Source organism: Candidatus Tisiphia endosymbiont of Nedyus quadrimaculatus (genome assembly GCF_964059235.1).
In the GTDB taxonomy this organism is placed as follows: domain Bacteria; phylum Pseudomonadota; class Alphaproteobacteria; order Rickettsiales; family Rickettsiaceae; genus Tisiphia.
The window spans coordinates 1136859-1160671 of the sequence record NZ_OZ060452.1 but is presented as its reverse complement, the minus strand read 5'-3'; the positions used below and the strand labels follow the sequence as shown (position 1 = coordinate 1160671).

Sequence of the window (23813 nt, the reverse complement as noted above, 5' to 3'; positions counted from 1 at the left end):
GCAATTTAAAAGTCGCGTCAATAGTTGATGTGAACATAAGTTTAACTACTTTCAACGTCATTCCCGCGTAGACGGAAATCTAAAAAATAGTCTGAAAGGCTATTAAGAAATATGGGAGTGTTACGATCTAATCCTACAAGCTGATCCTATAATAAGAAATTAATGATAGGTAAACAACTAATGATAGACAGCCAACTTGTGAGTTGCCTAGTAGCCACCCAGTTTCCACAATTTAGAGATTTGCCTGTTCAACCGGTTGAACTTAGTGGTTGGGACAACAGAACATTTCGCTTGGGTAAGCACATGCTTGTACGCATGCCAAGTGCTGAGAGCTATACAATACAGGTAGAAAAAGAGCAAAAGTGGTTGCCTAGATTGGCATCTTTGCTGCCACTTCCAATTCCAGTGCCTGTAGCAATGGGAGAACCTAGTGAAGACTATCCATGGAGATGGTCCATTTACCGCTGGATTGAGGGCGAAACTGCTACATCTGCACACATATCCGACCTAGGTGACTTCGCAACCAGTCTTGCACAATTTCTCATCGCTCTGCAAAGCATTGATCCCACGGACGGACCTCTACCAGGCTTACATAACTTCTATCGTGGTGGATCTCTAACGACCTACGACACTGAAACACGACAAGCAATTTCTGCATTAAGTAACAAGATCGATGTCAGCACTGCTACTAAAATTTGGGAAGAAGCTCTTACTACTACTTGGCAAGGTTCACCAATATGGATTCATGGTGACCTCAGCACCGGCAACCTGTTAGTGCAAGAAGGAAAGTTAAGTGCTGTCATTGATTTTGGAGGGCTAGGGATCGGCGACCCAGCCTGTGATTTGGCGATTACTTGGACGTTGTTTCAAGGAAAAAGTCGGGAAATCTTTCGAACAATGCTTCAGTTAGATGCTGGCACTTGGGTTCGCGGTCGTGCATGGACATTATGGAAGGCCTTGATTGTAGCAGCAGGCCTCCCGGGTACAAATGCTGCAGAAGTCACACAATCATGGCGTATTATTGATGAAGTGCTTACAGATTACAGGCATAACTAAACAATATAAAAATAATTATTATTCTAAGCACCTTCGATGACATCAACCCTAGCAGCATGGTAATTAGAGAGTAGACGTAAGCGTTACCACTTACGCCCCTCATTAGAAGCTGACAATTAGCCTTAAGTTTTAGTTGACATCAAATAAAACATTTGTGTGATTGGATAAAAAATTTTCAGAGCTGTCCACATAGTTTTTATACCTGGAGGAGCAGAGTGTTTTGTATGTTTGTATCCACTAAGTCTAGGTTCTGTTGACAAAAATTTTAACGTAACCATATTAAAGTTCCAACGAAATTTAGAAAAGCTAAAAAAGTGGCTGGAGCTTTATCAAATCTAGAAAATATACGCCTAAAATGTTTGATTTTACCAAATAAGCACTCAATTAAATGTCGTTGTAAATTGTAATGAACTATTGACGTATTTAGAGCAAGAATTGTAAAGAAAATTGACCCACCTAAAAAGAAATAGTAGCTCCTACATAAATTAATAATTTGTTAATAATTTGTAGGAGTTTTTAGGGAGTGTTTATCGTGGAATCAATTTCAAAGATACGTAAAATGTATCATGTTGATGGCAAGGCAATTAGAGCAATTGCCAAAGAGCTTAATATATCAAAAAATACTGTTAAAAAAGTTATACGCAGTGATGCGACCAAGTTTGAATTAGCTAAATATAGTAAAGCTAAGCCAGTTTTAGGTGAATATCTTGCGATGTTGAATCAGCTATTAGCAGAAAATATCAAAGAACCAGTCAGGCGTAGAATGACTGCCAAGAAATTACATCAGCAGCTGAAGATATCAGGTTATCAAGGTAGTTATGAATCTGTGAATCTAATAGTTAGAAGATTCCGAAGAGATCATGAAGCAAAAGGTAAGCAAGTTTTTATTCCACTAAATTTTGAGCTAGGAGGAGCGTTTCAGTTTGATTGGGGAGAGGAAGAAATATGTTTAAATGGGGAGGTTATTAGAGTTAAAGCAGCGAGAATAAAGCTATGCTATAGTCGTTATTCTTTGGTAGTGGTTTATCCTAATGAGCAGCTGGAAATGGTTATGGATGCCCATGATCAAGCTTTCAAGTTTTTTGTTGGTTGTTGTAAGAATGGTATTTATGACAATATGAAGACGGCTGTCAAAAAAATATTGATTGGCAAGGATCGTATATTTAACGAGAAGTTTATCCAAATGGTCTCTCACCATTTATTTGAGCCACTTGCCTGTAGTCCAGCATCAGGATGGGAGAAAGGACAGGTTGAGAAACAAGTAGGAGACACTAGACGTAACTTTTTTACTCCAATATTGAAAGGAGATAGTTATGAAGCTATTAACATTCAGCTAAGAGAGATGTCTATAGAGTGGGCTAAAACTAAAAGACATCCTGAATTTACAGAAAGAACGATTCTAGAAATATATGAGGAAGAGAAGGCATATTTAATAGGATATAGAGGGCAGTTTACCGGTTATAGATTACATCCAACGACCGTATCACCTTTGAGTTTAATACAATACGACAGCAATATGTATAGTGTTCCGTGTGAATATGTGGGACTTAGCGTACAGATTAAATCCTATGCTTGGCAAATAGTGATTTTACATGAAAGCAAGATTATTGCAGAGCATGTTCGTAGTTTTAAACGCTATCAGAAGAATTATAATCCATGGCACTATATAGCAGCTCTAGAACGTAAACCCGGTGCTTTACGTAATGGTGGACCGTTCAAAGAGTTAATGAGTTTGTTACCTGAGATATTTGGCAAACTACGAAATAAGTTAGAGACTTACAAGGATGGTGATAAACAATTTATAGATATCCTGCTACTTGTTAATAAGTATGGATTAGAAAAGGTAACAAATGCTTGTAACCTAACAATTGCTGCTGGCGGCTGTAGCTCTAAATTAGTTGAGCAATATTTGTTGCAACCAGCAATGAAACTAGATATCCAAGAGACTGAGTTTATTCAGCTAAAAAATCCTCCTGATGCTGATTGTAGTATTTATAGCAAGTTGCATTTAACAACGGAGGTAAATTAAATGAAAGACTTAATATTGTTATTAGATAAATTAGGTTTAGTCGGTATGAAGATGCAGTTAGCTGAGTCAAGTAATTTAACAAATGATGTTCCTACTACTAGTGTGTATGATGTGTTAAAGAAACTTCTTGAAGCAGAGTGTGAATATAAGAAGTCACGCTCGCTAGGTTATAGGTTGCAACTAGCTAAGTTCCCAACCATAAAGTTACTATCAGATACATGCCAAGCTAAATTGGTTGAAAATATTGATATACAAAAAGTGATTGATAATCATCAGAATATCATGTTCATAGGTGGTTCTGGGTCTGCAAAAACTCATCTAGCAATTGGTTTGGCGTTCACCGCCATTGAAAAAAGTTACAGGGTAAGATTTTATACTTTAAATGAATTAGCTAGCCAATTGCTTAATGCTAGAATCCATAATTATGAAAGCAAATTCATCGATTCAGTTAAGAGATTCCATCTGATTGTAGTAGATGAATTAGGCTATGTATACTCGATGAAAATCAACAATTGCGTTGTCCAAGACCTGCGGTGCTCACGTACTAGTGTACGCTGTACTCCTCGGCTTGGACACTCCTAGCACTTGTTGATTTTGATCTTCGTCTACCAACTCTTCATTTATGAGCAGTATACCAATAAAAGCCGAAGCTAGATTCCTGTTATTTGAGTTATTTGCTAAATTGTATGAGCAAACTTCAGTGATCATTACTACCCATTTGAGATTTGAAGAATGGAATGATATGTTTGGTAATGCTAAGGCAACAAAAGTAATTATCGATAGATTGACACATCATTGTCAAATCATAGAAACTGGTAATAAAAGTTTTAGAGGAGGGAAAGATGTAGATTAAAGATTAAAATAATAGACTACGGTATTAATTAAAAATTACAATGATTTTAGAAAATTCTATCTGAATTTTAACCAAAATTAACTAATTTTTTTATGTGGTTAGGGGGGGCAATAGCTGATTACAATTTACACTTTAATTGCTTTGCCATCAACGTAATACATTCTACGTATTCTTCCAATTGTTTCCACTATAAACACCCTTTTAAAAACTCCTTAAAAAAATATTAAAAATATTAATTTTTTGGAGATATTGTTACTTATTTAGGGGGTCAATTTTCATTACAATTTTTCCCTTAAAGGGGTCAATAGCTGATTACAATTTACAATTATAAAAATCTTGTTTAGTTTTAGAAAGAATCACTTTACTTACAGCTTTTTGAGTAAAAGCTAAGTCAAAAGTTGTCATATATCTACCTTAATTATATTATTAGTTTCAATAGCGTTTGCACTGATGATGTTATTGGTATTTTTTATTTAAATTAAGTAATTTTTCATTGATTTTTAATATAGGAGGGCATAGAGTAAAATCCTGTTTTTTGTTTTGTGAAAAATAGACACTGAGGTTAGATTGTAATTTGTTCGATTGTCTTCTAACCTCGGTGCTGACACTACACCACGTAGTATCGTCTTGCATAAATACAATTATTTTTCCGCAGAGTAAAGGGGATTTTTTAATAAAATTAAAAAATTTTTTAGGCTCTTCAGAATAATGTTAATCTAATAACAGGCAGTAAAATTGTTATTATAGTTTTCTAGGGTTAACATTTTTGCTGTTCTGAGCTTTCAGTTGGATAGCTTTGGTTATTGTATTTTTAGGAAGATGAAATGAACTGGTATCATATATCTAAGCTCTGAACAAAATTTAAATTACTCTATTTTAACTTTTTAGCTGCAAATTATAAGATTTTTTTGAAATAGGATTAACTATTATGGCAAAAATCTTATTAATTTTCGCTTAAAAATACTCAAAATATAGACAATTTAAATTTTGTTCACAGGGGCTAGATAAACTAAATTGTTACATAATTATTTAATATAATTATATAGAAACATTAACATTAATTAAGTACTTAAATTAACCTATTTTTGTTGACTATTATAATAATAGTACAACTAAAAGTATGATTTTAAAAACAATATTTTCATAGTGTTTTCATAGTGTTTTTTTGGGGATTTTCCTCAATTTTCACGAAAAATTGACTAATATATTAAGTCGAAGTAATTGCTAAAATGTTAATTAAAATTATAGGAGAAAAGCTTATGAGTATTAGGATTCCAAGGGTGCAGAACAATAACAAAAATAGTATCATTGTGAGGACACAAATTGCGTTCACTCCTCTATCAAATAGCAATACATGTGTGGCGACAACTATAATTACCGAAAATAGACAGCTATAATTACCGAAAAATTGGTGAGTAAATTTTGATACATCTGAAGTGAAAATAGATTAGATTAAGGGATTTTTAAATGCCCCACTATCTAAGGTTAAATCTCACAGATGACATGTACAACTCAACAAATAATAAGGTTAAAGCAAATGAGTCACAAATATAACAAGGGAATAGCAGCCGCTAAAAGTGGTATGAGTTCTAAAACTGCAAGGAAGTATCTATTATCTAACAAAATACCAAGCGAGGCTTTAAAAATTCGACACTGGAAAACCAGAAGTAACGTTTTTGAAGAAGATTGGTTAGCGATTGAAGATATGTTGTCCAAATCACCGGGACTTCAAGCTAAAACTATCCTTAGCTATCTCATTAGTCAGGACACAACAAACAAATTTAATAATAGTCATGAGAGAACATTACAGCGGTTAATACGTAATTGGCGAGCTACCAATGGAGTTGAAAAAGCAGTGATTTTCAGTCAGGAGCTAGAAGCAGGTAAGCAAAGTCAGTCTGATTATACGGTAATGAATGATTTGGCAATTACCATATCTGGACAACAATTTAATCATTTACTATTTCATTTTATGTTACACGTCAGTTCGGGATAAGATATAGATGAAATAGTAATAGATAAAAGGATTGTCAAAAAGGAGTGCCTGCAGTATTTATATTTTTAAACAAAAAAACAAACTACAGGCATGAAAAAAGATATCACAGAATTATATAGTTTTATAGATGATTTTTGTAAAATTTATTTGGAGTATGAACAGAGAAAGTTATTACCATCAAATAAGCAGAGAAATCGCTGTTGTAGCATGAGTTTAAGTGAAATGTTAACAATAATAATTATGTTTCATACATCCTATGCTAAGAATTTTAAATTTTTCTATAAAAGTTATATAGAGTGCATGCATAAGGATGATTTCCCTAAAGCCTTGAGTTATAATAGATTTGTTGAATTAATGGCACGATTATTCATACCGCTAAATATGTTGATTCATTTGTTGTTTGGTGAGGAAACAGGTATTTATTTTATTGACTCTACAACGATTAAAGCTTGTCACAATAAAAGGCGTTATAGCAATAAAGTTTTTAAAGGATTAGCCAAACATAGTAAATCCTCTATGGGGTATTTTTATGGTTTTAAATTACATGTAATAATCAATAATAAAGGGGAGTTTATGGCATTAAAAGTGACCAAAGGCAATGTAGATGATAGGGTTCCAGTACCGGAGTTAACAAAAAGATTAACTGGAATTATAGCAGCTGATAAAGGTTATATTAAGCAAAATTTGTTCTTAAATTTATATGAAAGAGGCTTAAAAATGATTCATGGAATTAAGAAGAATATGGAAAATAAATTAATGGATTTGAAAGAAAAAATCTTACTTCGAAAGCGTAACTTAATTGAAACAGTTTTTGATTATCTAAAAAATAAAATGAACCTTGAACATACTAGACATAGATCACCAATAAATGCCTTTGTCCATATATTATCTACTCTTGTTGCTTATTCATTAAAGAAAAATAAACCTTCAACAAAATTTGATTTTAATCTACATGTTCTCAATATCCTTATCCCGAATTGACGTAACTTGTAATACAGAACTATTTAATAATTGGGTTGAGAAGTTTTTAATTAAAGAATTAAAAGCAGGACAGGTTGTAGTACTAGATAATGCTAGTTTCCATAAATCAAAGAAGACGAAAGAATTAATAGAATCAGTAGGTTGTAAGGTTATTTTTTTACCCCCATATTCACCAGACTTAAATCCAATAGAAAAATTTTGGGCTAATATGAAAAAATGGATTAAAAATAAGATAACAGAAACTAGTAAATTATTCGAAGCTATTTCTATGTTCTTTGTCACCTAATTCAATGTATTTTAGTATACTATGTTTGGCTAATCCTTTAAAAACTTTATTGCTATAACGCCTTTTATTGTGACAAGCTTTAATCGTTGTAGAGTCAATAAAATAAATACCTGTTTCCTCACCAAACAACAAATGAATCAACATATTTAGCGGTATGAATAATCGTGCCATTAATTCAACAAATCTATTATAACTCAAGGCTTTAGGGAAATCATCCTTATGCATGCACTCTATATAACTTTTATAGAAAAATTTAAAATTCTTAGCATAGGATGTATGAAACATAATTATTATTGTTAACATTTCACTTAAACTCATGCTACAACAGCGATTTCTCTGTTCATACTCCAAATAAATTTTACAAAAATCATCTATAAAACTATATAATTCTGTGATATCTTTTTTCATGCCTGTAGTTTGTTTTTTTGTTTAAAAATATAAATACTGCAGGCACTCCTTTTTGACAATCCTTTTATCTATTACTATTTCATCTATATCTTATCCCGAACTGACGTGTTACCATATTCACGTTGGGAATATGCTGACATTTGTTATAGCGAAAGTTTTGAATCATTGAGTAAAGGCTATGATGAGGCAGTTTGGGCTTTGGGTTTTGTTGCCCCTGAACATCGAACTGATAATTTGACAGCAGCAACGCAAAGTTGTGGTTCTAAAAGAATATTTACCAAACGTTGGCAGGAAGTAATGGAGCATTATGGCGTAACACCCAGTCGTAATAATCCTGGAGTAAGTAACGAAAATGGTTCTATAGAAAAAAGTCATGATTTGCTTAAGAATGCTATTAGGCAACAATTGATGTTACGAGGCTCAAGTAATTTTGCCGAGCTTGCAGATTATCAATCCTTTATTAGGGCAGTAATTGCTAGTCGTAATTCTAGACGCTGTGATAGGCTTGAGGAAGAGATAAAATTACTAAAGCCACTACCTGACAAGAAATATTATGCCCCTATAGTTATTGAGGTTAAAGTCTCCCAGTTCAGCACTGTGCGAATCTTTAAAGTCAGCTATTCTGTAGCTAGTAGACTTATTGGCTACACTCTTAGAGCGTATATTTATCAAGGTGAAATAAAGCTTTATTACGGTCAGACATTGGTTCAAACAATGCCGCAAATTAAAGATAGTAAAAAGGAAGCATCAATTAATTATCGCCATATTATAACTAGCCTATTACGAAAACCTAGAGCATTTGCTAATTATTACTATCGGGAGCATTTATTTCCTAGTACCATTTTTAGAACAGCTTATGATATGTTAATAAAACATTATCCAGTAAATGGTACAAAACAATATCTACAAATCCTACAACTAGCGGCAATTGGTAGTGAGAGTGAGGTAGAGATAGCCTTAGAGCTATTGATAAATAATAAGGTAGCTCCATCATATGAGGAAGTACAAGAACTACTTAAAAGTTCTAAAGTGGTAGTATCTGATGTAAAAGTTACTTTACCATCATTAGAAGATTATGACTCCTTACTCAGTGTAGTAGCGTGAGGAAGTTATGATAAACAATAGTAAATTAGATACTAGTAAAACATTAGATACTATGCTTGAAAGCTTGAATTTACTAGCGATACGTGATGTTTACCAAAAGATATCTGAACAGGTTATAAAAGGTCAACTAAGTCCGATAGACTATTTGCAAGAACTAGTTCAAATTGAGCTTGAGCAAAGGTATCAAAGAACTATAATGCAGCTGATTAAATCAGCAAAATTACCAAGGAATAAGTTATTAATTGACTTTGATATTAGCAGGATACCAAACCTTCATCCTGGTTTGCTTAAGAATTTAAGTGGAGGTGATTTTATTGAGCGTAGTGAGAATCTATTAATCTTCGGTAATCCTGGTACCGGAAAAAGCCACTTATCAATGGCTTTGGCTAGGGAGTGGTGTTTACGTGGTAGGAAATGTTTATATCTTACTGCCGCAAGTTTAGTGCAAGAATTATTAATTGCCAAAAATAAATTTAGTCTGAACCAGTTTATCAAGAGGCTAGATCGATTTGAAGCATTAATAATTGATGATATTTCTTATATTCCGTATGAGAAATCTGAATCGGAGGTATTGTTTGTATTGCTAGCCGAGAGATATGAACAAAGAAGTGTGGTAATTACCAGTAATTTAGTGTTCTCAAAATGGCAACAGATTTTTAAAGACGAAATGACTACCAATGCTGCAATCGATCGGTTAGTTCATCACTCTACTATTTTGGAATTGAATGCTGAAAGTTATAGAATTAAAACTGCTAAAGGCAACCAACAAAATTCTCAGGAACAAGTGGCTAAAAAATTAGAAAAACAGAATAATAAAAAGGAGAATAAAAATGTAATTTAACTGCTAAATTTTTTGCCAAAAAATCGGTAATTATAGTTGTCTATTTTCGGTAATTATAGTTGTCGCCACACAGCAATACATCTTCTTTTTCTATCTTAGCTTCGTTAATCGCTTTAACTAATGCTATATCTTCGCTGACTTCCGATTGTCCATTACAAAATCTTATACTATTTGGTATTGAATTCTTTAATCCAACACTAATCTTAATATGCCTAGCTGTTTCCTTCCCTCCAGCATTTATACCATCTTTCAATAATTTACTAGATAAACTAATAATTGTTGAATCAAATATATTAAATTTTTGTTTATCATTTCCTGCAAATTTATTGTTATATTTATTTACTAAATCTTCATAAATTCCTTGAAAATATTTAACGTTTATACTTTCCAACCTCTTACCAATAGAACTATGATCTACTTGCTTCTTGTTTGGTCTTTTTGATTTTAACAACTCAGACAATTCTTTGCTATTATTACATAGCATCTCTAATGAGCGTAAACTAACAGCTCTTTTCATAAGAACGCATTTTACAAAATTTTTAACAATGAATTTTCCTGTAATTTTGTTATTGATTTTATCAACTTTATATAATGTTCCTAATTCCTCTAATTTTTCCTTATCTATTAAATTCATTATTTCCGATATATTCATTTGTATTAGCCTCTTTATGTTTACTAATACTTGATTATATCTACTTTTTTACTTATGAAAATCCTCTAAAATCCGCTCTACCTTCAAACTTTCGACAGTTGTGGGATAACACCCCTAGGCTATTAAACTGATGTTTTACATCGAATTGAGATTAAATAGAAATCTTCACAACCTAAAAATTAAGTTGAATATAAACTATTAACAAGCTAATATGAAGGTGCTAAAATTAGATAAAATAAAATGATTAATATTACTTTTCCAGATAGAACGCAAAAACAATTTGAAAAAAATATTACGGGATTGGAGATAGCTAGTAAAATCTCTACTTCTTTAGCAAAAGATGCCTTGGTTATTGAAATAAATAATGAACTAAAGGACTTAAGTTTACCTATAGAATCTGATTGTAATGTAAGGATTCTGACCCATAAAGATCCTGAATGTTTAGAGATAATACGTCATGATGCCGCTCATATAATAGCAGAGGCAGCTAAAGAATTATTCCCAGATATCCAAGTTACCATAGGACCTGCTATTGAAAATGGCTTTTTTTATGATTTTGCTAAAGATAAACCTTTTTCATCTGAGGATTTGCTTAAGATAGAAGCAAAGATGCATGAAATTGTTAAAAGAAATGAGAAAATCACTAGAGAAGTATGGAACCGTGATCAAGCCATAGAATTCTTTAAATCAATAGGTGAACATTATAAAGCCGAGATAATTTCAGAAATTCCGGCAAGTGAGGATATTACATTATATCGGCAAGGTAATTTTATTGATCTTTGTCGTGGTCCGCATGCTCCGTCAACTGGTTTCATCAAACATTTTAAATTAATGAAAGTGGCTGGGGCGTATTGGCGTGGTGATAGCAAGAATCCTATGCTACAAAGAATCTACGGGACAGCTTGGGCAACAAAAGAACAGTTAGACAACTACCTTTATATGCTTGAAGAAGCAGAAAAGCGTGATCACAGAAAATTAGGTCGAGAGCTTGGATTGTTTCACTTTCAGGAAGAAGCTCAAGGTATGGTATTTTGGCATGATAAAGGTTGGAGTATATATCGCATTATCGAGCAATATATCAGAAATAAAATCAGAAAAACTGGATATATCGAGGTAAAAACTCCTGTGCTTGTCGATAAAAGCCTGTGGGAAGCTTCTGGTCACTGGGAAAAATTTAGAGAGGATATGTTTGCTCTAAATCTCGCTGATGATAAAACACTAGCTATGAAGCCAATGAACTGCCCATGTCATGTGCAGATTTTTAAACAAGGTATCAAGAGTTACCGAGACTTACCGTTACGTATGTCTGAATTTGGTTTATGTCATAGAAACGAAGCATCTGGTGCATTGCATGGTTTGATGAGAGTAAAGGCTTTTCGACAAGATGATGCACATATTTTTTGTACTGAGGAACAAATTAACAGTGAGACAGTAAAATTTTTTAGCCTCTTAACCGAGGTTTATAAAGATTTTGGTTTTTCTGATATTAAAATTAAATTCTCAGATCGTCCTAAAATACGAGCTGGCAGCGATGAAGTTTGGGATAAAGCAGAAAATGCTCTAAAAGAAGCAGTAAAAGAAGCCGGTTATTCTTACATATTAAATCCGGGTGATGGTGCGTTTTATGGACCAAAACTAGACTTTTGTCTTAAAGATTCAATAGGTAGAGAATGGCAATGTGGTACTTTGCAAGTTGATTTTGTTTTACCGGAACGTCTTGACGCTCATTATATTACTGTAAGCGGTGAGAAAAAGAGACCAGTAATGTTGCATAGAGTTGTAATTGGTTCTTTTGAGCGGTTTATTGGCATATTAATTGAAGAATATGCTGGACGTTTTCCTTTATGGTTAGCTCCTGTACAAGTAGCTATTGCCACCATTACAAGTGACTTAAATGACTATGCACTGGAAGTACACAAATTGTTGATTAGTGAAGGAATAAGGTCAGATGTCGATATTTCACCTGAAAAGATTAATTATAAAATACGCTATTTTTCTAATAATAAAGTACCTATAATAGCTGTTGTTGGTAAACAAGAACTGGCAAATAATACTGTGACTATAAGACAACTCGGATCTGATCAACAAGAAATTATTTCTCTACAAAATCTAGTAAATCTTGTTAAAGATCAGAATACCCGCTATTTAATGTAAGTAGGAGAAGGAAGGCAATTTAAAAAAGCATAAACCTAGTACTACAGTTGTAGTACTAACGTCAAAATGATGTCATCCGAGCTACGGCGGGATTTAAAACGCTAACGTTAGTATGGTAATCTCAGTTTGATGTAATAAATTAATAGTAGGCTTAGCATCATCCCCATTAGAGGTGATGTCACCCCTGCGAAAGCAGGGGTCTAGAAATGCTCAACAGTACCTCGATCTACTTTTCTTAGATCCCTGCCTTCGCAGGGATGACATCGGGGCTATGTGATCTACGCGGGAATGACAGATCTGTGTAGTAATTACAACTGTAGTACTAGGAAAGGTTATGCTAAAGATGATTTTTATTTAAACAATAATTATGGAGAAGTTTTATTTCTGGAATTAAAAATAGTAATTTTCCTAAGGCTAATAGGGAAATTAGGGCTAGTCAAGTTCGTTTAGTCGATGAAAATGGTGAGATGCTTGGCATCGTTAATATTAGGGAAGCTTTAGAACGTGCAGAAAAAGTTGCTTTAGATTTGGTAGAAATTTCACCAAATGCCGAGCCACCTGTTTGTAAGATTTTGGATTTTGGTAAATTTAAATATGAGAGTAAAAAGCGTGTCCAAGACAGTAGGAAAAAACAAAGGGTTGTTGTCCTTAAAGAAATGAAGTTTAAGCCAAACATTAGTCAAGGTGATTTTAATGTGAAACTTCGCAAGATCAAAGATTTTTTGAAGGAAGGTGACAAAGTAAAAATTTCTCTATGGTTTAAAGGCAGAGAGATTATCCATAATGATATTGGTATGAAGTTATTTGACCGCATATCGTTAGAACTAGAGGGCTTAGCTAAGATTGATTCTGCTCCTAAAATGGAAGGTAAACAGATAATTATGTTAGTCAGCCCTGATCCAACCAAAATACCAACTAATTAGAACTATTTATGCCAATTAAAATTCTAATGCCAGCTTTATCTCCAACTATGACTGAAGGAAATATTGCAAAATGGCTTAAAAAAGAAGGAGATAAAGTTGTTCCAGGAGATGTTATAGCGGAAATAGAAACAGATAAAGCTACTATGGAAGTGGAAGCTGTAGAAGAGGGAATTCTTGCTAAAATAATTGTAGCACAAGGTACAGACAATGTGCCGGTGAGTTCGCTTATCGCTGTATTACTTGAAGATGGTGAAGATGCAAGCTTATTGGATAGTTTTATAGCAAGTAGTGATAATTCTGCTAAACCATCTACAGAACCAATAATATCTATAGAAGAAACTAAGGCGGTTAAGTACGATCAGCAACCTCAAACAATGAATGTGAAAGCTTTAGGTAGGATATATGCGTCGCCTTTGGCTAAAAGACTAGCTGCTATTGATAATATCGATCTGTCAAATATTCAAGGTAGTGGACCTCATGGAAGAATAATAAAAAAAGATGTGTTATCATACTTAGTGCTACCCACAAATAGTGGTAAGATTAGGGCGGTGAACAGAAATAAAGAGGAGTACAAGTGCGTCCCCAATAATAATATTCGTAAAATTATTGCTAAACGTTTGCTTGAATCTAAACAAACCATACCGCATTTCTATCTCTCAATAGAATGTAACATGGATAAGTTATTGGATATTAGAGAAGATATAAATAAATCGCTTATAGACGAGAGAAAAATTAAAATTACTGTTAATGATTTTGTTATTTTAGCAGTGGCAAAAGCTTTAAAAGCTGTACCGGAAGCAAATGTTAGCTGGGATGAGTCTGCTATTCGGTATTATAATAATGTTGATGTATCAGTTGCTGTGGCAATTGATAATGGTCTTATAACGCCTATAGTCAGAAATGCCGATCAAAAAGATATAATTACATTATCGCAAGAATTACAAACTCTTATAAAAAAGGCTCGAGATAATAAACTAACTCCTGAAGAATTTCAGGGAGGAAGTTTTTCCGTCTCTAACTTAGGTATGTACGGTGTTAAGAACTTTAGTGCTATAATAAATCCGCCACAAAGCTGTATCCTAGCAATAGGAGCAAGCTCAAAACGTTCAATAGTTGAAAATAATCAGATAAAAGTCGCTACTATCATGGATGTTACTCTTTCTTCTGATCACAGAGTTGTTGATGGTGCTGTTGGAGCTAAATTTTTAGCTTCATTTAAAAAATTTATGGAGAGCCCTGCGTTAATGCTCATATAACTACCCTAAAGAAGGTTTGGGCTAAAAGCACTGTCATCCCTGCTTTCACAGGGGTGACATCAATTCTATTACTATGGCTAGAACCTTCTTTAGGTTAGCTATGTAATATCAATTCTTCAAAGTAACAGAGTACTCCTCATTCCATTATAAATATAGAATAAATTATGAGTTTTTCCGATAATCTAGCAAAAATCTTGAATAAACATGAAGAATTATCGAAAAAGTTGGCCACTGGTATAGTCGGAGATGAGTTTATAAAATCATCGAAGGAATATGCCGAGCTAGAGCCTATTGTTCAAACAATTAATGAATATAATAAATATGTATCTGAATTGCACGACATCAAAGAGATGGCTCAAGAAGCAAATTTGGACAATGATACACAGACGATGATATATGATGAGGTGCATCGTTTAGAGGTCCTGATGCCTAAATTAGAAAGGGCAGTAAAACTCTCTTTGTTGCCAAAAGATGAAGCTGATACAAAAAATGCTATTATTGAGGTAAGAGCTGGTAGCGGAGGAGAAGAAGCGGCGTTATTTGCTGCAACTTTATTTAATATGTATCACCGATACGCAGAATTAAAAAACTGGCGTTTTGAAATATTATCAATCTCTGATACTGGTATTGGCGGATATAAAGAAGCATCAGCACTAATTAAAGGACGAGATGTATTCTCTAAACTTAAGTTCGAATCAGGCGTCCATCGGGTGCAAAGAGTTCCTGAGACTGAGTCAAGTGGTAGGATACATACTTCTGCAGCTACTGTTGCTGTCTTGCCTGAAGCAGAAGATGTAGATGTTAAGATCGATGACAAAGATTTACGAATTGATACATATCGTGCATCGGGAGCCGGCGGACAACACGTAAATACCACAGAATCAGCGGTAAGGATTACCCATTTACCAACTGGTATTGTCGTTGCATTACAAGATGAAAAATCACAGCATAAAAACAAAGCTAAGGCTATGAAAATTCTTCGTTCTAGAATTTATGAAGCAGAGCGATATAAAAAGGATATGGAAAGAGCCGAGGTACGCAAAGGCCAAGTTGGTTCTGGTGATAGATCAGAAAGAATTCGCACCTATAACTTTCCACAAGGTCGAGTTTCTGACCATAGAATTAATCTAACCCTTTACAGAATAGAGGATATCGTAAAAAACGGGCAATTAGATGACTTTATTGAAGCTTTGATATCGGCTGATGAAGCAAGAAAACTTTCAGAAGTTTAAATTATAGCTTACTCATCATTGTGAGGAAGCGTAAGCCAACTAAGCAATCCAATCTAATGAATAATGGATTGCCACTACACTCACGTGGTCTCGCAATGACGGAGTAATACTAATCACGCGAATTCGGGATAAGAACAGGGGGTGTGTTTTAAAAATTTCCTTCCAACCAGTATATATATTACCGTTCCAACTATTTGATAATTTCATTAAAAAAATTCTATACTGTTTTTGTAGTGTTTTTTTATCAAAATTCCCCAAATTTGACATACAAAATAGTCTGTTTTTAACCGTTTTTCACGGGGAGGAAATATGACAGAATCGTTAATTTTTTCCGACAACTTAATTGAAAATCCAAACACCATTTTCTATAATATAGTTGGTAATTTTGTCCCACCTGAATGGCGAAATCTTACCAATAATTGTGGTAAACAATTAAGTAAAACTTCTATTCAACTTCTATCTTTGATAGTTTCTTGCACGAAAACTGATAGCTACAACAATACACAAGAATTACAAGAAGGCTATTATTTTTTCGAGAAAGAGCTAAGAGTGTGCCAAAGACGGGTTAAACAATGTCTAATAGAATTACAAATAAGTGGGTTCATTTATCACACTTTGATTACTACGGTCAAACATAACCTAAAATGCCGTAATATTTTATCTATCTGTTAAAAAGCGTGCAATAATGACCCACTAAATGGGTTAATGTGCGTTGAAAAATGACCCACCTAAGAAGTGGGAAAAGTAGTACGTTATTAATCCATTATTATCAACCTATACTTCTATTATTTTCAGAATAAATAATAGGAGTATAAAATCAGAGATGTTAATAATGGAAAGTAAGAGAAAGATATTAGGACGTTATCGTCGTGGAGAAGGTATACGTTCAATAAGTAGAGAATTAAATATATCACGTAATACAGTTAGAAGTATCATTCGTACGCAAGGAGAGATTAAATCTGATTATATACGAATAATTCAACCTATACCTAAACTCGGGAAATATATTGAGAGTCTTGAGAGGATGTTGCGGGATAATAAGAATTCAAAGCCTAAAAAAACAGGGAAAGCTTTATTTGAGGAGTTAAAGATTTATGGGTATCAAGGCAGTTACTCTGCTGTTAGTCGTTATATTAACACTTGGAATGATAGAAATTTTGAGATTAATATAAAAGCTTGCGTACCTTTATCCTTTGCTCCTGGGGAAGCTTACCAATTTGACTGGAGTAGTGAGCAAGTAATATTAGCTGGAGAAATAATAAATGTTAAAGTAGCTCACTTTGTTTTGTGTTATAGCCGTAAAAAATTTATCTATATTTATCCTACTGAAGCTCAAGAGATGGTATTTGATGCACATGTTAGAGCCTTTACTTTTTTTGGTGGTAGTCCAACTAAAGGGATTTATGATAATATGAAGACTGCTGTCAGTAAGGTTTTAAAAGGCTCTAATAATAGAGAATGGAATCCAAAGTTTGAAAAGCTCTGCGCACATTATCTCATTGAACCGATAGCATGTTCTCCAGCTCGAGGTAATGAAAAAGGTAGGGTTGAGCGACAAGTACAGATTGACCGGGAACAGTTCTTTACTCCTATGCCAAAAGCTTTAACCTTGCAAGAATTAAACGATATATTAACCAGCAGATTAGTTACTTATAATAGCTCTCATAAACACCCCGAATATAAAGATAAGACTATAGATGAAGCATATCAACTAGAACGTAATTTTTTAGTATCCGTGCCTGTATTATTTAACGGTTGCAAAGAAATAGATATCAAGGTTTCTATTACTTGTTTGGCTAGATATGAAAGCAATAATTATAGCGTTCACTGTAGTTGTGCTGGGAAAATAGTACAATGTAAGATATATGCTGAACATCTAGTATTTATTTATAATGGTCAAGAGGTAGGTCGTCATAAACGGAAATTTACTAAGGGAGAAACTTGTTATGACGTCAATCATTATCTGCCAATATTAAGGTATAAACCCGGAGCATTAAGAAATGGTGAACCATTCCTTAATATGAATTTACCAGAAGAGCTCATAGAAGTTAGAAGACGTCTTGAGAGCAGCCCAGCAGGTACAAGAGATTTTGCTCATATATTATCGTATATAGCAATGGAATCCATAGAAGCAGTAGTATCAGCATGCACCCAAGCACTAAAAATAGGAACTGTTAGTAAGGAGGTAATTTTAAATATTATATTACGTAATAAAGATGAGTTAAAAGTAACAGAGCCAAGTAATTACCAAGAATATCATACTTTAAAACATATCCCGAAAGCTAATTGTGAGATATACGATAATTTTCTCAAGTTAGGAGGTAAGTAATGAACAATGTATATCAAGAATCTACTAGAGAAGATATTATAAATGTTATGAGAAAGCTAAAATTTACAGGGATGCTTGAGTCTTATGATGAAATTATATCTGATGCCATAAGGCGTAAAGAAGCCTCGAATTATATTTTACATAATTTATTAAAATCTGAACTAACAACACGAACTCTTAGGTCTATTCAAAGTAGGATTAGCGCAGCAAAGTTTCCTGAGAAAAAAGATATAGATAATTTCATATTTATCGATACCCCAATAAACCAAGAACAAATTATGCATCTATATAGTTGCGAGTTTATTAAAACATCTAGAAATATAATCCTAGTTGGTGGTACTGGTAGCGGTAAAACTCACCTAGCTATTGCATTAAGTACAAAAGCAGTACGAAAAGGTTATAAATCAAGATTTTTTAATCTTGTAGATCTTGCTAATCAATTAGAATATGAAAAGAACTCTGCTCAGGTAGGAAAACTAGCAGCTTCCTTGCAAAAAATAGATGTACTAGTCCTAGATGAGCTTGGTTATCTACCATTTTCTAAGAATGGCGGTCAACTTATCTTTCATCTATTATCTAAAATACATTCCAACACTTCAATTATTATTACTACTAATCTTATATTCTCAGAATGGTCACAAATATTTGGTTGTAATAAAATGACTTCAGCGCTACTTGATAGAGTTTGTCATAATTGTGATATCATTGAAACGGGAAATGAAAGTTATCGTATGAAAAAAAAACAATAGTTCTAGACTTATGTGGGTCATTTTTCAACGCTCTTCCTGGGTCATTTTTCAACGCTTATTGACATATATGATCAATCCAATCAGTCCCACCACTGTCAATCCAATAGTACTCAAGTTCACCTTCTCTTGATAAACATTGCATAATTGACCATGGATTATAAATAACTTCTCCACCAAAATTATAACCATTATACCAACTTTTAATTTGCTCTGCGTTGGTATTAGTTCCTATTTTACCAAACAACTCATCAACTTCTGATTGAGTAAAGCCATATTGGATTGCAAATTTTTTGTCTAATAGACTACACTCAGTCAAATTATTCAAATCTGAAAGCAAATTAGCCTTAGCAATCCGTAAGATACCAGTAATTATGCCTTTTTGTAATGAATCATTGCCTTTAAGACTATTGCCAAATATTGCACGGAATAGTTTAAGTACTTGATTAAATTCTTCTTTATGACCAAATTCTAAATATGCACTATTAATTGGCGTATCATATTCGTCAATTAGTATGTAAACTTTTTGATTAAAATGTTTATAAAGTAAATCACTTAAAAATTTTAAACTATTTTCAAGCTCTACTTTGTTAAACTTTCCAGTAAAATATCTAGTTAATTGCTCTTTTTCCACTTCTTCCAACAAATATTCTTTCTCACTTACATAACGTTTTAAATAACGATAATTGCTAAATAACTTAATTATTTGATATCTGATTTTACTTTCAATTTCTTCATAACTACTTCCTCTAACGCCCTTAAAACTTATAATAATAACTGGGAATTGACCTTGATAGTCTAAAATAATATCTGGATACTCAGATATTTTAAGTGGTTTAAGTAACTTTTTTCTACCACTTGCTAACCCCAAATCCACTTCTCCTCCGCTAAACAGCTTATAATTCACCCTTTGTTCTTGCGGGAGAGGCTGACCTTGTGCATTCACTTCTATTTCCATAAATCTCCTAACCATATCCATATTCAAGCTCTTCCCCCAGCGTCTTGGACGGGTGATTAGGGTGACTGCTCCACTATCTTCTAATAATTCTTTGATCATTAGACTCTTATCAACAAATACATCACTATTTAGTAATAATGTTTTGAAGTCATCGGTACCAACAAACATTCTTGGTTGGTAATTAATATTATTACTGGTTTGTTCTTCTGTCATATAATCTTACTTTTCTAATATCTATTATTATACTCCTTTTTTATTCTCCACTAATAGCTAATTAGCAAAATTTTTGCTATAAAATTATAATATATCTCTTAATGGCTCTATCAAAATGTAGTATAATGCAAATTAAGAGCTGAATTTGTTGTGAGATTTATACACCTTGTTACAACAAATAATGTAAGAAGAAATATAATGGTTCCCAAAATTTAGACAAAAAATTAAGAGGAAATGAGATAGAATTCTTTAGGAAAAGAATAAGGAGCTAGAGATGAAAAAACAAGCTAAGCAGTATGGTGCCGAAGAAAAAACTAAAATTGTCATAGAGCCAAATTGCTAAAATTTTGTCTAGACAAAGGGGACCACCATAAAGTATTATTTAGGAGACACGATATCAGCTATGAAAATTGGAGTATGCATTCACTTTCGTCAGTTAGTTATTTTCTGTAAATTAGAAAAAAATATGATTCTTACGCCAATATTTAAAAATTATATAAATATGTATCTGCATGCCAAATGTTGGGGTAGTGTTTTTATTGAAACGTTTTACTAACGTTGTGCCTAATAAGTTATATATAGAGGTTTGCGACATGATTAATGGTGTAAATTCTTCGGACTATATTATTAAGCAACTGAGTGATAAGCATAAAATTGGTGAAATTCATTTTATATTAAGTGAATTAGAACGTAAAAATTATATTCAAGAAAATACTAAGACTACTTCTTTAATATCCTGCTTTGACCAGCAGATAAATGACTTTTTTAAGAGCGATGTTTTGATGTTATCAGAGATTAATCTGATAAACATTAGTGAAATTGATGATAAGATATATCAAGATTTATTAAATACTTATAATATTAAAATAAATAACCAAGATGATTATACTTTAGTAATTACTGACAATTACCTTGATAAAAGATTAGCGATGCTAGCTAGCAAGAAAAAATGGTTTATATGTAAACCTACCGAAAGCATTATTTTCATAAGTAGTATATTTCCTGCTACTATAGTACAGTTATGTATAGTTCATATGGTTCGCAATTCAGTGAAGTATGTCTCATATAAGGATTTAAAGGAAGTGACCACAGATTTGAAGTAAATTTATACAACAAATACCATTGAATTTGTCAATCGTCAAATTAGGAAAATTATCAAAAATAAGGGGATATTTCCAGATGACAAATCAATTCAGAAAATAATATTTTTAGCTCTGCAAAATGCAGCTAAAAAATGAACCATGCCCATAAAAGATTGGTCATTAGCTTTGAATCAATTTGAGATACTTTGTGGAGATTTTAAATGTGATTTATTGGTATGTACAAAATAGAACTTTGTGAGTAGGTCTAACCAATCACTCAATTAGACCCCTCCTCAGAACCGTACGTGCAGAACTACCGCATACGGTCCCGAAAAGTAAGATAGGTGTATGAACCTTACTATTCTCATAACATCTCTAAATCAATAATATGTCCAAGATTATTGAACTAATATTTGTTGATTTTGTGATGCTAACAACTTTATACGTTTAAATTTTGTTAACCATGAGTTTCCGTCTCTGAGTACGGTCATTGTTTCCTCCTCACGTTCTTACCTTTCTGCCTGCCCTTTGCTCCACTCCCATTACGGAGTTTCATCACTACTACAGCTGACTCAGCCATCCTTACACCATCTCCAAAGCCTTATGTTTTGGCACTTGTACTTTAGATACTTACTTTGCAGTAAGAGTTATAAGGACTTCCCAAGTTGTGTCATTAATCTCTACAAACTCGCTAATGCCTTAGACCCCGGTGGTTGAAAACTATTGGATTTGCTAGGTTGACCTCCAGTTTTCTGTTGCTTACTGTCTTGTGTAGAACATCAGCTTCCACTACCAATAAAATTTCGGGGCTATCACGTTCACCATTTGGTTTCGGCTCAAATGTTTCGCTGTCTACGCTTCACCGTTGTCGTTACCTTCAGCAGTGCAAGACTTGCTATATGGTGGAGCTAGCTAATCCTTCCATAACAGGACTTTCACCTGTAAGACTAATGCACCTTTCTTGGCACACACACAAAATAAATGATTGACTCTTTATAATTGATCTCATATGCTAACTACTATAATTAATTTTTACCTGGGGAAATTATGGCAAAAAATGACAGTCCATCAAAATCACCTAATGTTATAAAAACAAGAACAGATACTTCTGATTCTACAGAACAAATCCTAAGCACAATACCTAAACACCATAAATCTCATCTGTATACTTTTATTGAAAACCTCTTTAAGATGGATATGAGTCAAGATGTATTGGTAGATATTGTAATTAATGATGACCTTACTAATCCATGTGATAATCGAACTACAATAGTAGGACGTCCAAAAGTATTAGGAAGTGCAACAAAACAAATGCGTCATGTGACTCCATATTCTTTTATAGAAGCAGCTATAAAAGCAAAAATTGAAATAACAGAAAAGTCTCATGGGTATTACTCTTACATAGATAGTATAGTAGAAAATATTAAGCCATTAATAAAAAGTAAGAAAGGTATCTGTTTAACAGCAGATCAATATTCTAAACTAGTTTCTAATATTACACTACAAGGTAAGAAATCTGAAATATTTAAATTATCTACTACCAGCAATGAGTACTACCTAATATCTCATAATAAACTTATAGAACAGTTCAAGAATTGTAATGATTTCCCACAAGATGAAAAAGATAAAGCTGAAACAGATTTTAGTACTAAATTTGAAAAATATATTACCTATGGTATAGAATATCTCACTGGAAAAATATTGGATTCAGAAGATATTAACACCATAACAATAGTTTGTGAGGGAATTGCAAGAATAATATTAACTTTATTTAATCAAGATAAGTATGCAGCTTTTCCAGAAGAAGGGAATTCTATGTTGGGAGAAATTCGCATATATAAAGATAAAGATGCTGCAAATAAACCATTAAAACAAAAATATGAAGTATTCTCTCATCAAGAAATAACGAAAGAAATAAGTACACTACCTATTAAGACTGCTATAGCTAGATATGATTTACACATTAGAATTGTAGATAATGAGGGGCCCACAGTAAAAAGAGTAGCAAAGGTATTAAAGATTATAAACTCATTAGTATCTAGTAAAATTTTTGATAAAGAAAATGTAGAGGATATAAAATATCAAAAAGAGTATAATGAGAAATATAATTTTACTGTAAATGATCCAAATCTTACATGCAGGGACAAATACAATGAAGATATTGATATTAAAAACAATTTAATGGATATTTTTCAATACCATGTAGCAAAACACTTATACTCTGTATTTGATTTTAAACCATTAGAGAAAAATATATTAGCCCCTAAACAAAAAGGAGATACGAAAACAATTAAAATATATCCTTCTGCTACCGGTATAAAAACAGCAGAATATTTAGTGCAAAGCGGACAAGAATATAGAGACTTGCAGTATAATTCTAGGAAAGGTTATAATGATGATGCGATATTTCGTTGCAAGATGACTGATGAAGAAACTATAAATGTGTTAAAGGATAAGGTTGTCAATCATGTCATTATTTCTCTTTTACCTTTTAAGGCATTAGAAGTTGGATGTATATTCGATAAAACACAATGTAAAAGTACTACAATACTTGAAGCCTTTTGTGAATTAGTAAAAGCAAAGTATGAAGCAGCAGGAGAGATACGGTTGGGTAATTCATGGATGGACGACGTACAATGTGAATGTTCTATGTATTTTGCAGATGTATTAGGTGAATCAAGAGTTATGGAAGATAATTATAATATTTAACTAGT

General features: G+C 33.0%; 21 protein-coding genes and 2 pseudogenes. 19 read left to right on the top strand and 4 right to left on the bottom strand.

The annotated features are described in order from the left end of the window. The first annotated feature begins 180 nt into the window (after positions 1-180). Positions 181-1056 (top strand): aminoglycoside phosphotransferase family protein, encoded by an 876-nt coding sequence (locus AB3211_RS05555; RefSeq protein WP_367363900.1) that lies wholly within the window; start codon positions 181-183, stop codon positions 1054-1056. A gap of 265 nt (positions 1057-1321) precedes the next feature. On the opposite strand, the pseudogene AB3211_RS05550 reads toward AB3211_RS05555, so the two are convergent. Continuing rightward, a pseudogene (locus tag AB3211_RS05550) lies at positions 1322-1453 on the bottom strand (IS5/IS1182 family transposase); the annotation flags it as partial. A 162-nt stretch (positions 1454-1615) separates the two neighbouring features. Between AB3211_RS05550 and istA (AB3211_RS05545) the strand changes: the two are divergent. The 6 genes and pseudogenes from istA (AB3211_RS05545) to AB3211_RS05520 all read left to right on the top strand — a co-directional run bounded on the left by istA (AB3211_RS05545) (position 1616) and on the right by AB3211_RS05520 (position 7201). After that, positions 1616-3085 (top strand): IS21 family transposase, encoded by a 1470-nt coding sequence (gene istA / locus AB3211_RS05545; protein WP_367363899.1) that lies wholly within the window; start codon positions 1616-1618, stop codon positions 3083-3085. Then, positions 3086-3667, top strand: coding sequence for an ATP-binding protein (locus AB3211_RS05540; protein ID WP_367363898.1), 582 nt, complete (start codon positions 3086-3088; stop codon positions 3665-3667). 73 nt (positions 3668-3740) lie between these two features. Next, positions 3741-3938, top strand: a pseudogene (locus AB3211_RS05535) (ATP-binding protein); the annotation flags it as partial. Between the two features lie 1537 nt (positions 3939-5475). Further along, positions 5476-5934: a hypothetical protein gene (locus AB3211_RS05530; RefSeq protein WP_367363897.1), complete on the top strand. Its 459-nt coding sequence runs from the start codon at positions 5476-5478 to the stop codon at positions 5932-5934. A 90-nt stretch (positions 5935-6024) separates the two neighbouring features. Then, positions 6025-6915, top strand: a complete 891-nt coding sequence (locus AB3211_RS05525; RefSeq protein WP_367363772.1) for an IS982 family transposase — start codon at positions 6025-6027, stop codon at positions 6913-6915. Continuing rightward, positions 6887-7201 (top strand): transposase, encoded by a 315-nt coding sequence (locus AB3211_RS05520; protein ID WP_367363896.1) that lies wholly within the window; start codon positions 6887-6889, stop codon positions 7199-7201. Before AB3211_RS05525 ends, AB3211_RS05520 begins: the two co-directional genes overlap by 29 nt. Here AB3211_RS05520 and AB3211_RS05515 read toward each other — a convergent pair. Then, positions 7166-7609 carry a transposase gene (locus AB3211_RS05515; RefSeq protein WP_367363895.1) on the bottom strand — a complete coding sequence of 148 codons (444 nt, stop codon included), beginning with the start codon at positions 7607-7609 and terminating at the stop codon, positions 7166-7168. The two genes, AB3211_RS05520 and AB3211_RS05515, sit on opposite strands and share 36 nt — an antisense overlap. A 105-nt stretch (positions 7610-7714) precedes the next feature. Between AB3211_RS05515 and AB3211_RS05510 the strand changes: the two genes are divergently transcribed. Continuing rightward, entirely contained in the window at positions 7715-8713 is a 999-nt protein-coding gene (locus tag AB3211_RS05510) for a Mu transposase domain-containing protein (protein WP_367363894.1), read from the top strand. A gap of 7 nt (positions 8714-8720) precedes the next feature. Beyond that, positions 8721-9554 (top strand): IS21-like element helper ATPase IstB, encoded by an 834-nt coding sequence (gene istB, locus AB3211_RS05505; RefSeq protein ID WP_367363760.1) that lies wholly within the window; start codon positions 8721-8723, stop codon positions 9552-9554. Positions 9555-9594: 40 nt separating this feature from the next. Here the strand turns inward: istB (AB3211_RS05505) and AB3211_RS05500 are convergent, their stop codons facing one another. After that, positions 9595-10206 carry a hypothetical protein gene (locus AB3211_RS05500; RefSeq protein WP_367363893.1) on the bottom strand — a complete coding sequence of 204 codons (612 nt, stop codon included), beginning with the start codon at positions 10204-10206 and terminating at the stop codon, positions 9595-9597. A gap of 240 nt (positions 10207-10446) precedes the next feature. Here AB3211_RS05500 and thrS point away from each other — a divergent pair, with 240 nt between their 5' ends. The 7 genes from thrS (at position 10447) to istB (AB3211_RS05465) (ending at position 18849) form a co-directional block, all read left to right on the top strand. Further along, positions 10447-12360 (top strand): threonine--tRNA ligase, encoded by a 1914-nt coding sequence (thrS, locus tag AB3211_RS05495; RefSeq protein WP_367363892.1) that lies wholly within the window; start codon positions 10447-10449, stop codon positions 12358-12360. A 467-nt stretch (positions 12361-12827) separates the two neighbouring features. Continuing rightward, positions 12828-13283: a translation initiation factor IF-3 gene (gene infC / locus AB3211_RS05490; RefSeq protein WP_341753490.1), complete on the top strand. Its 456-nt coding sequence runs from the start codon at positions 12828-12830 to the stop codon at positions 13281-13283. 8 nt (positions 13284-13291) lie between these two features. Beyond that, a complete protein-coding gene (locus AB3211_RS05485) occupies positions 13292-14539 on the top strand; it encodes a pyruvate dehydrogenase complex dihydrolipoamide acetyltransferase (RefSeq protein WP_367363891.1) in 1248 nt (415 codons plus the stop codon). A 164-nt stretch (positions 14540-14703) separates the two neighbouring features. Beyond that, entirely contained in the window at positions 14704-15771 is a 1068-nt protein-coding gene (prfA, locus tag AB3211_RS05480) for a peptide chain release factor 1 (RefSeq protein ID WP_367363890.1), read from the top strand. A gap of 309 nt (positions 15772-16080) precedes the next feature. After that, complete coding sequence (locus AB3211_RS05475; RefSeq protein ID WP_367363889.1) at positions 16081-16443, top strand: hypothetical protein; 363 nt, start codon at positions 16081-16083, stop codon at positions 16441-16443. 160 nt (positions 16444-16603) lie between these two features. Continuing rightward, positions 16604-18100 carry an IS21 family transposase gene (gene istA / locus AB3211_RS05470; protein WP_367363704.1) on the top strand — a complete coding sequence of 499 codons (1497 nt, stop codon included), beginning with the start codon at positions 16604-16606 and terminating at the stop codon, positions 18098-18100. Beyond that, a complete protein-coding gene (gene istB / locus AB3211_RS05465; protein ID WP_367363705.1) occupies positions 18100-18849 on the top strand; it encodes an IS21-like element helper ATPase IstB in 750 nt (249 codons plus the stop codon). Before istA (AB3211_RS05470) ends, istB (AB3211_RS05465) begins: the two co-directional genes overlap by 1 nt. 55 nt (positions 18850-18904) lie before the next feature. On the opposite strand, the gene AB3211_RS05460 is transcribed toward istB (AB3211_RS05465), so the two are convergent. Then, the gene (locus AB3211_RS05460) at positions 18905-20017 is read right to left on the bottom strand and encodes an AAA family ATPase (protein WP_367363888.1); all 1113 of its coding nucleotides are present in this window, start codon (positions 20015-20017) and stop codon (positions 18905-18907) included. Between the two features lie 512 nt (positions 20018-20529). Here AB3211_RS05460 and AB3211_RS05455 point away from each other — a divergent pair. From AB3211_RS05455 to AB3211_RS05445, 3 genes are all read left to right on the top strand, one after another. After that, entirely contained in the window at positions 20530-21120 is a 591-nt protein-coding gene (locus AB3211_RS05455; RefSeq protein WP_367363887.1) for a transposase, read from the top strand. Further along, positions 21121-21255, top strand: a complete 135-nt coding sequence (locus AB3211_RS05450; RefSeq protein ID WP_367364826.1) for a transposase — start codon at positions 21121-21123, stop codon at positions 21253-21255. It abuts the gene before it with no gap. 891 nt (positions 21256-22146) lie between these two features. Continuing rightward, positions 22147-23808 (top strand): hypothetical protein, encoded by a 1662-nt coding sequence (locus tag AB3211_RS05445; RefSeq protein WP_367363886.1) that lies wholly within the window; start codon positions 22147-22149, stop codon positions 23806-23808. Positions 23809-23813: the final 5 nt, after the last annotated feature.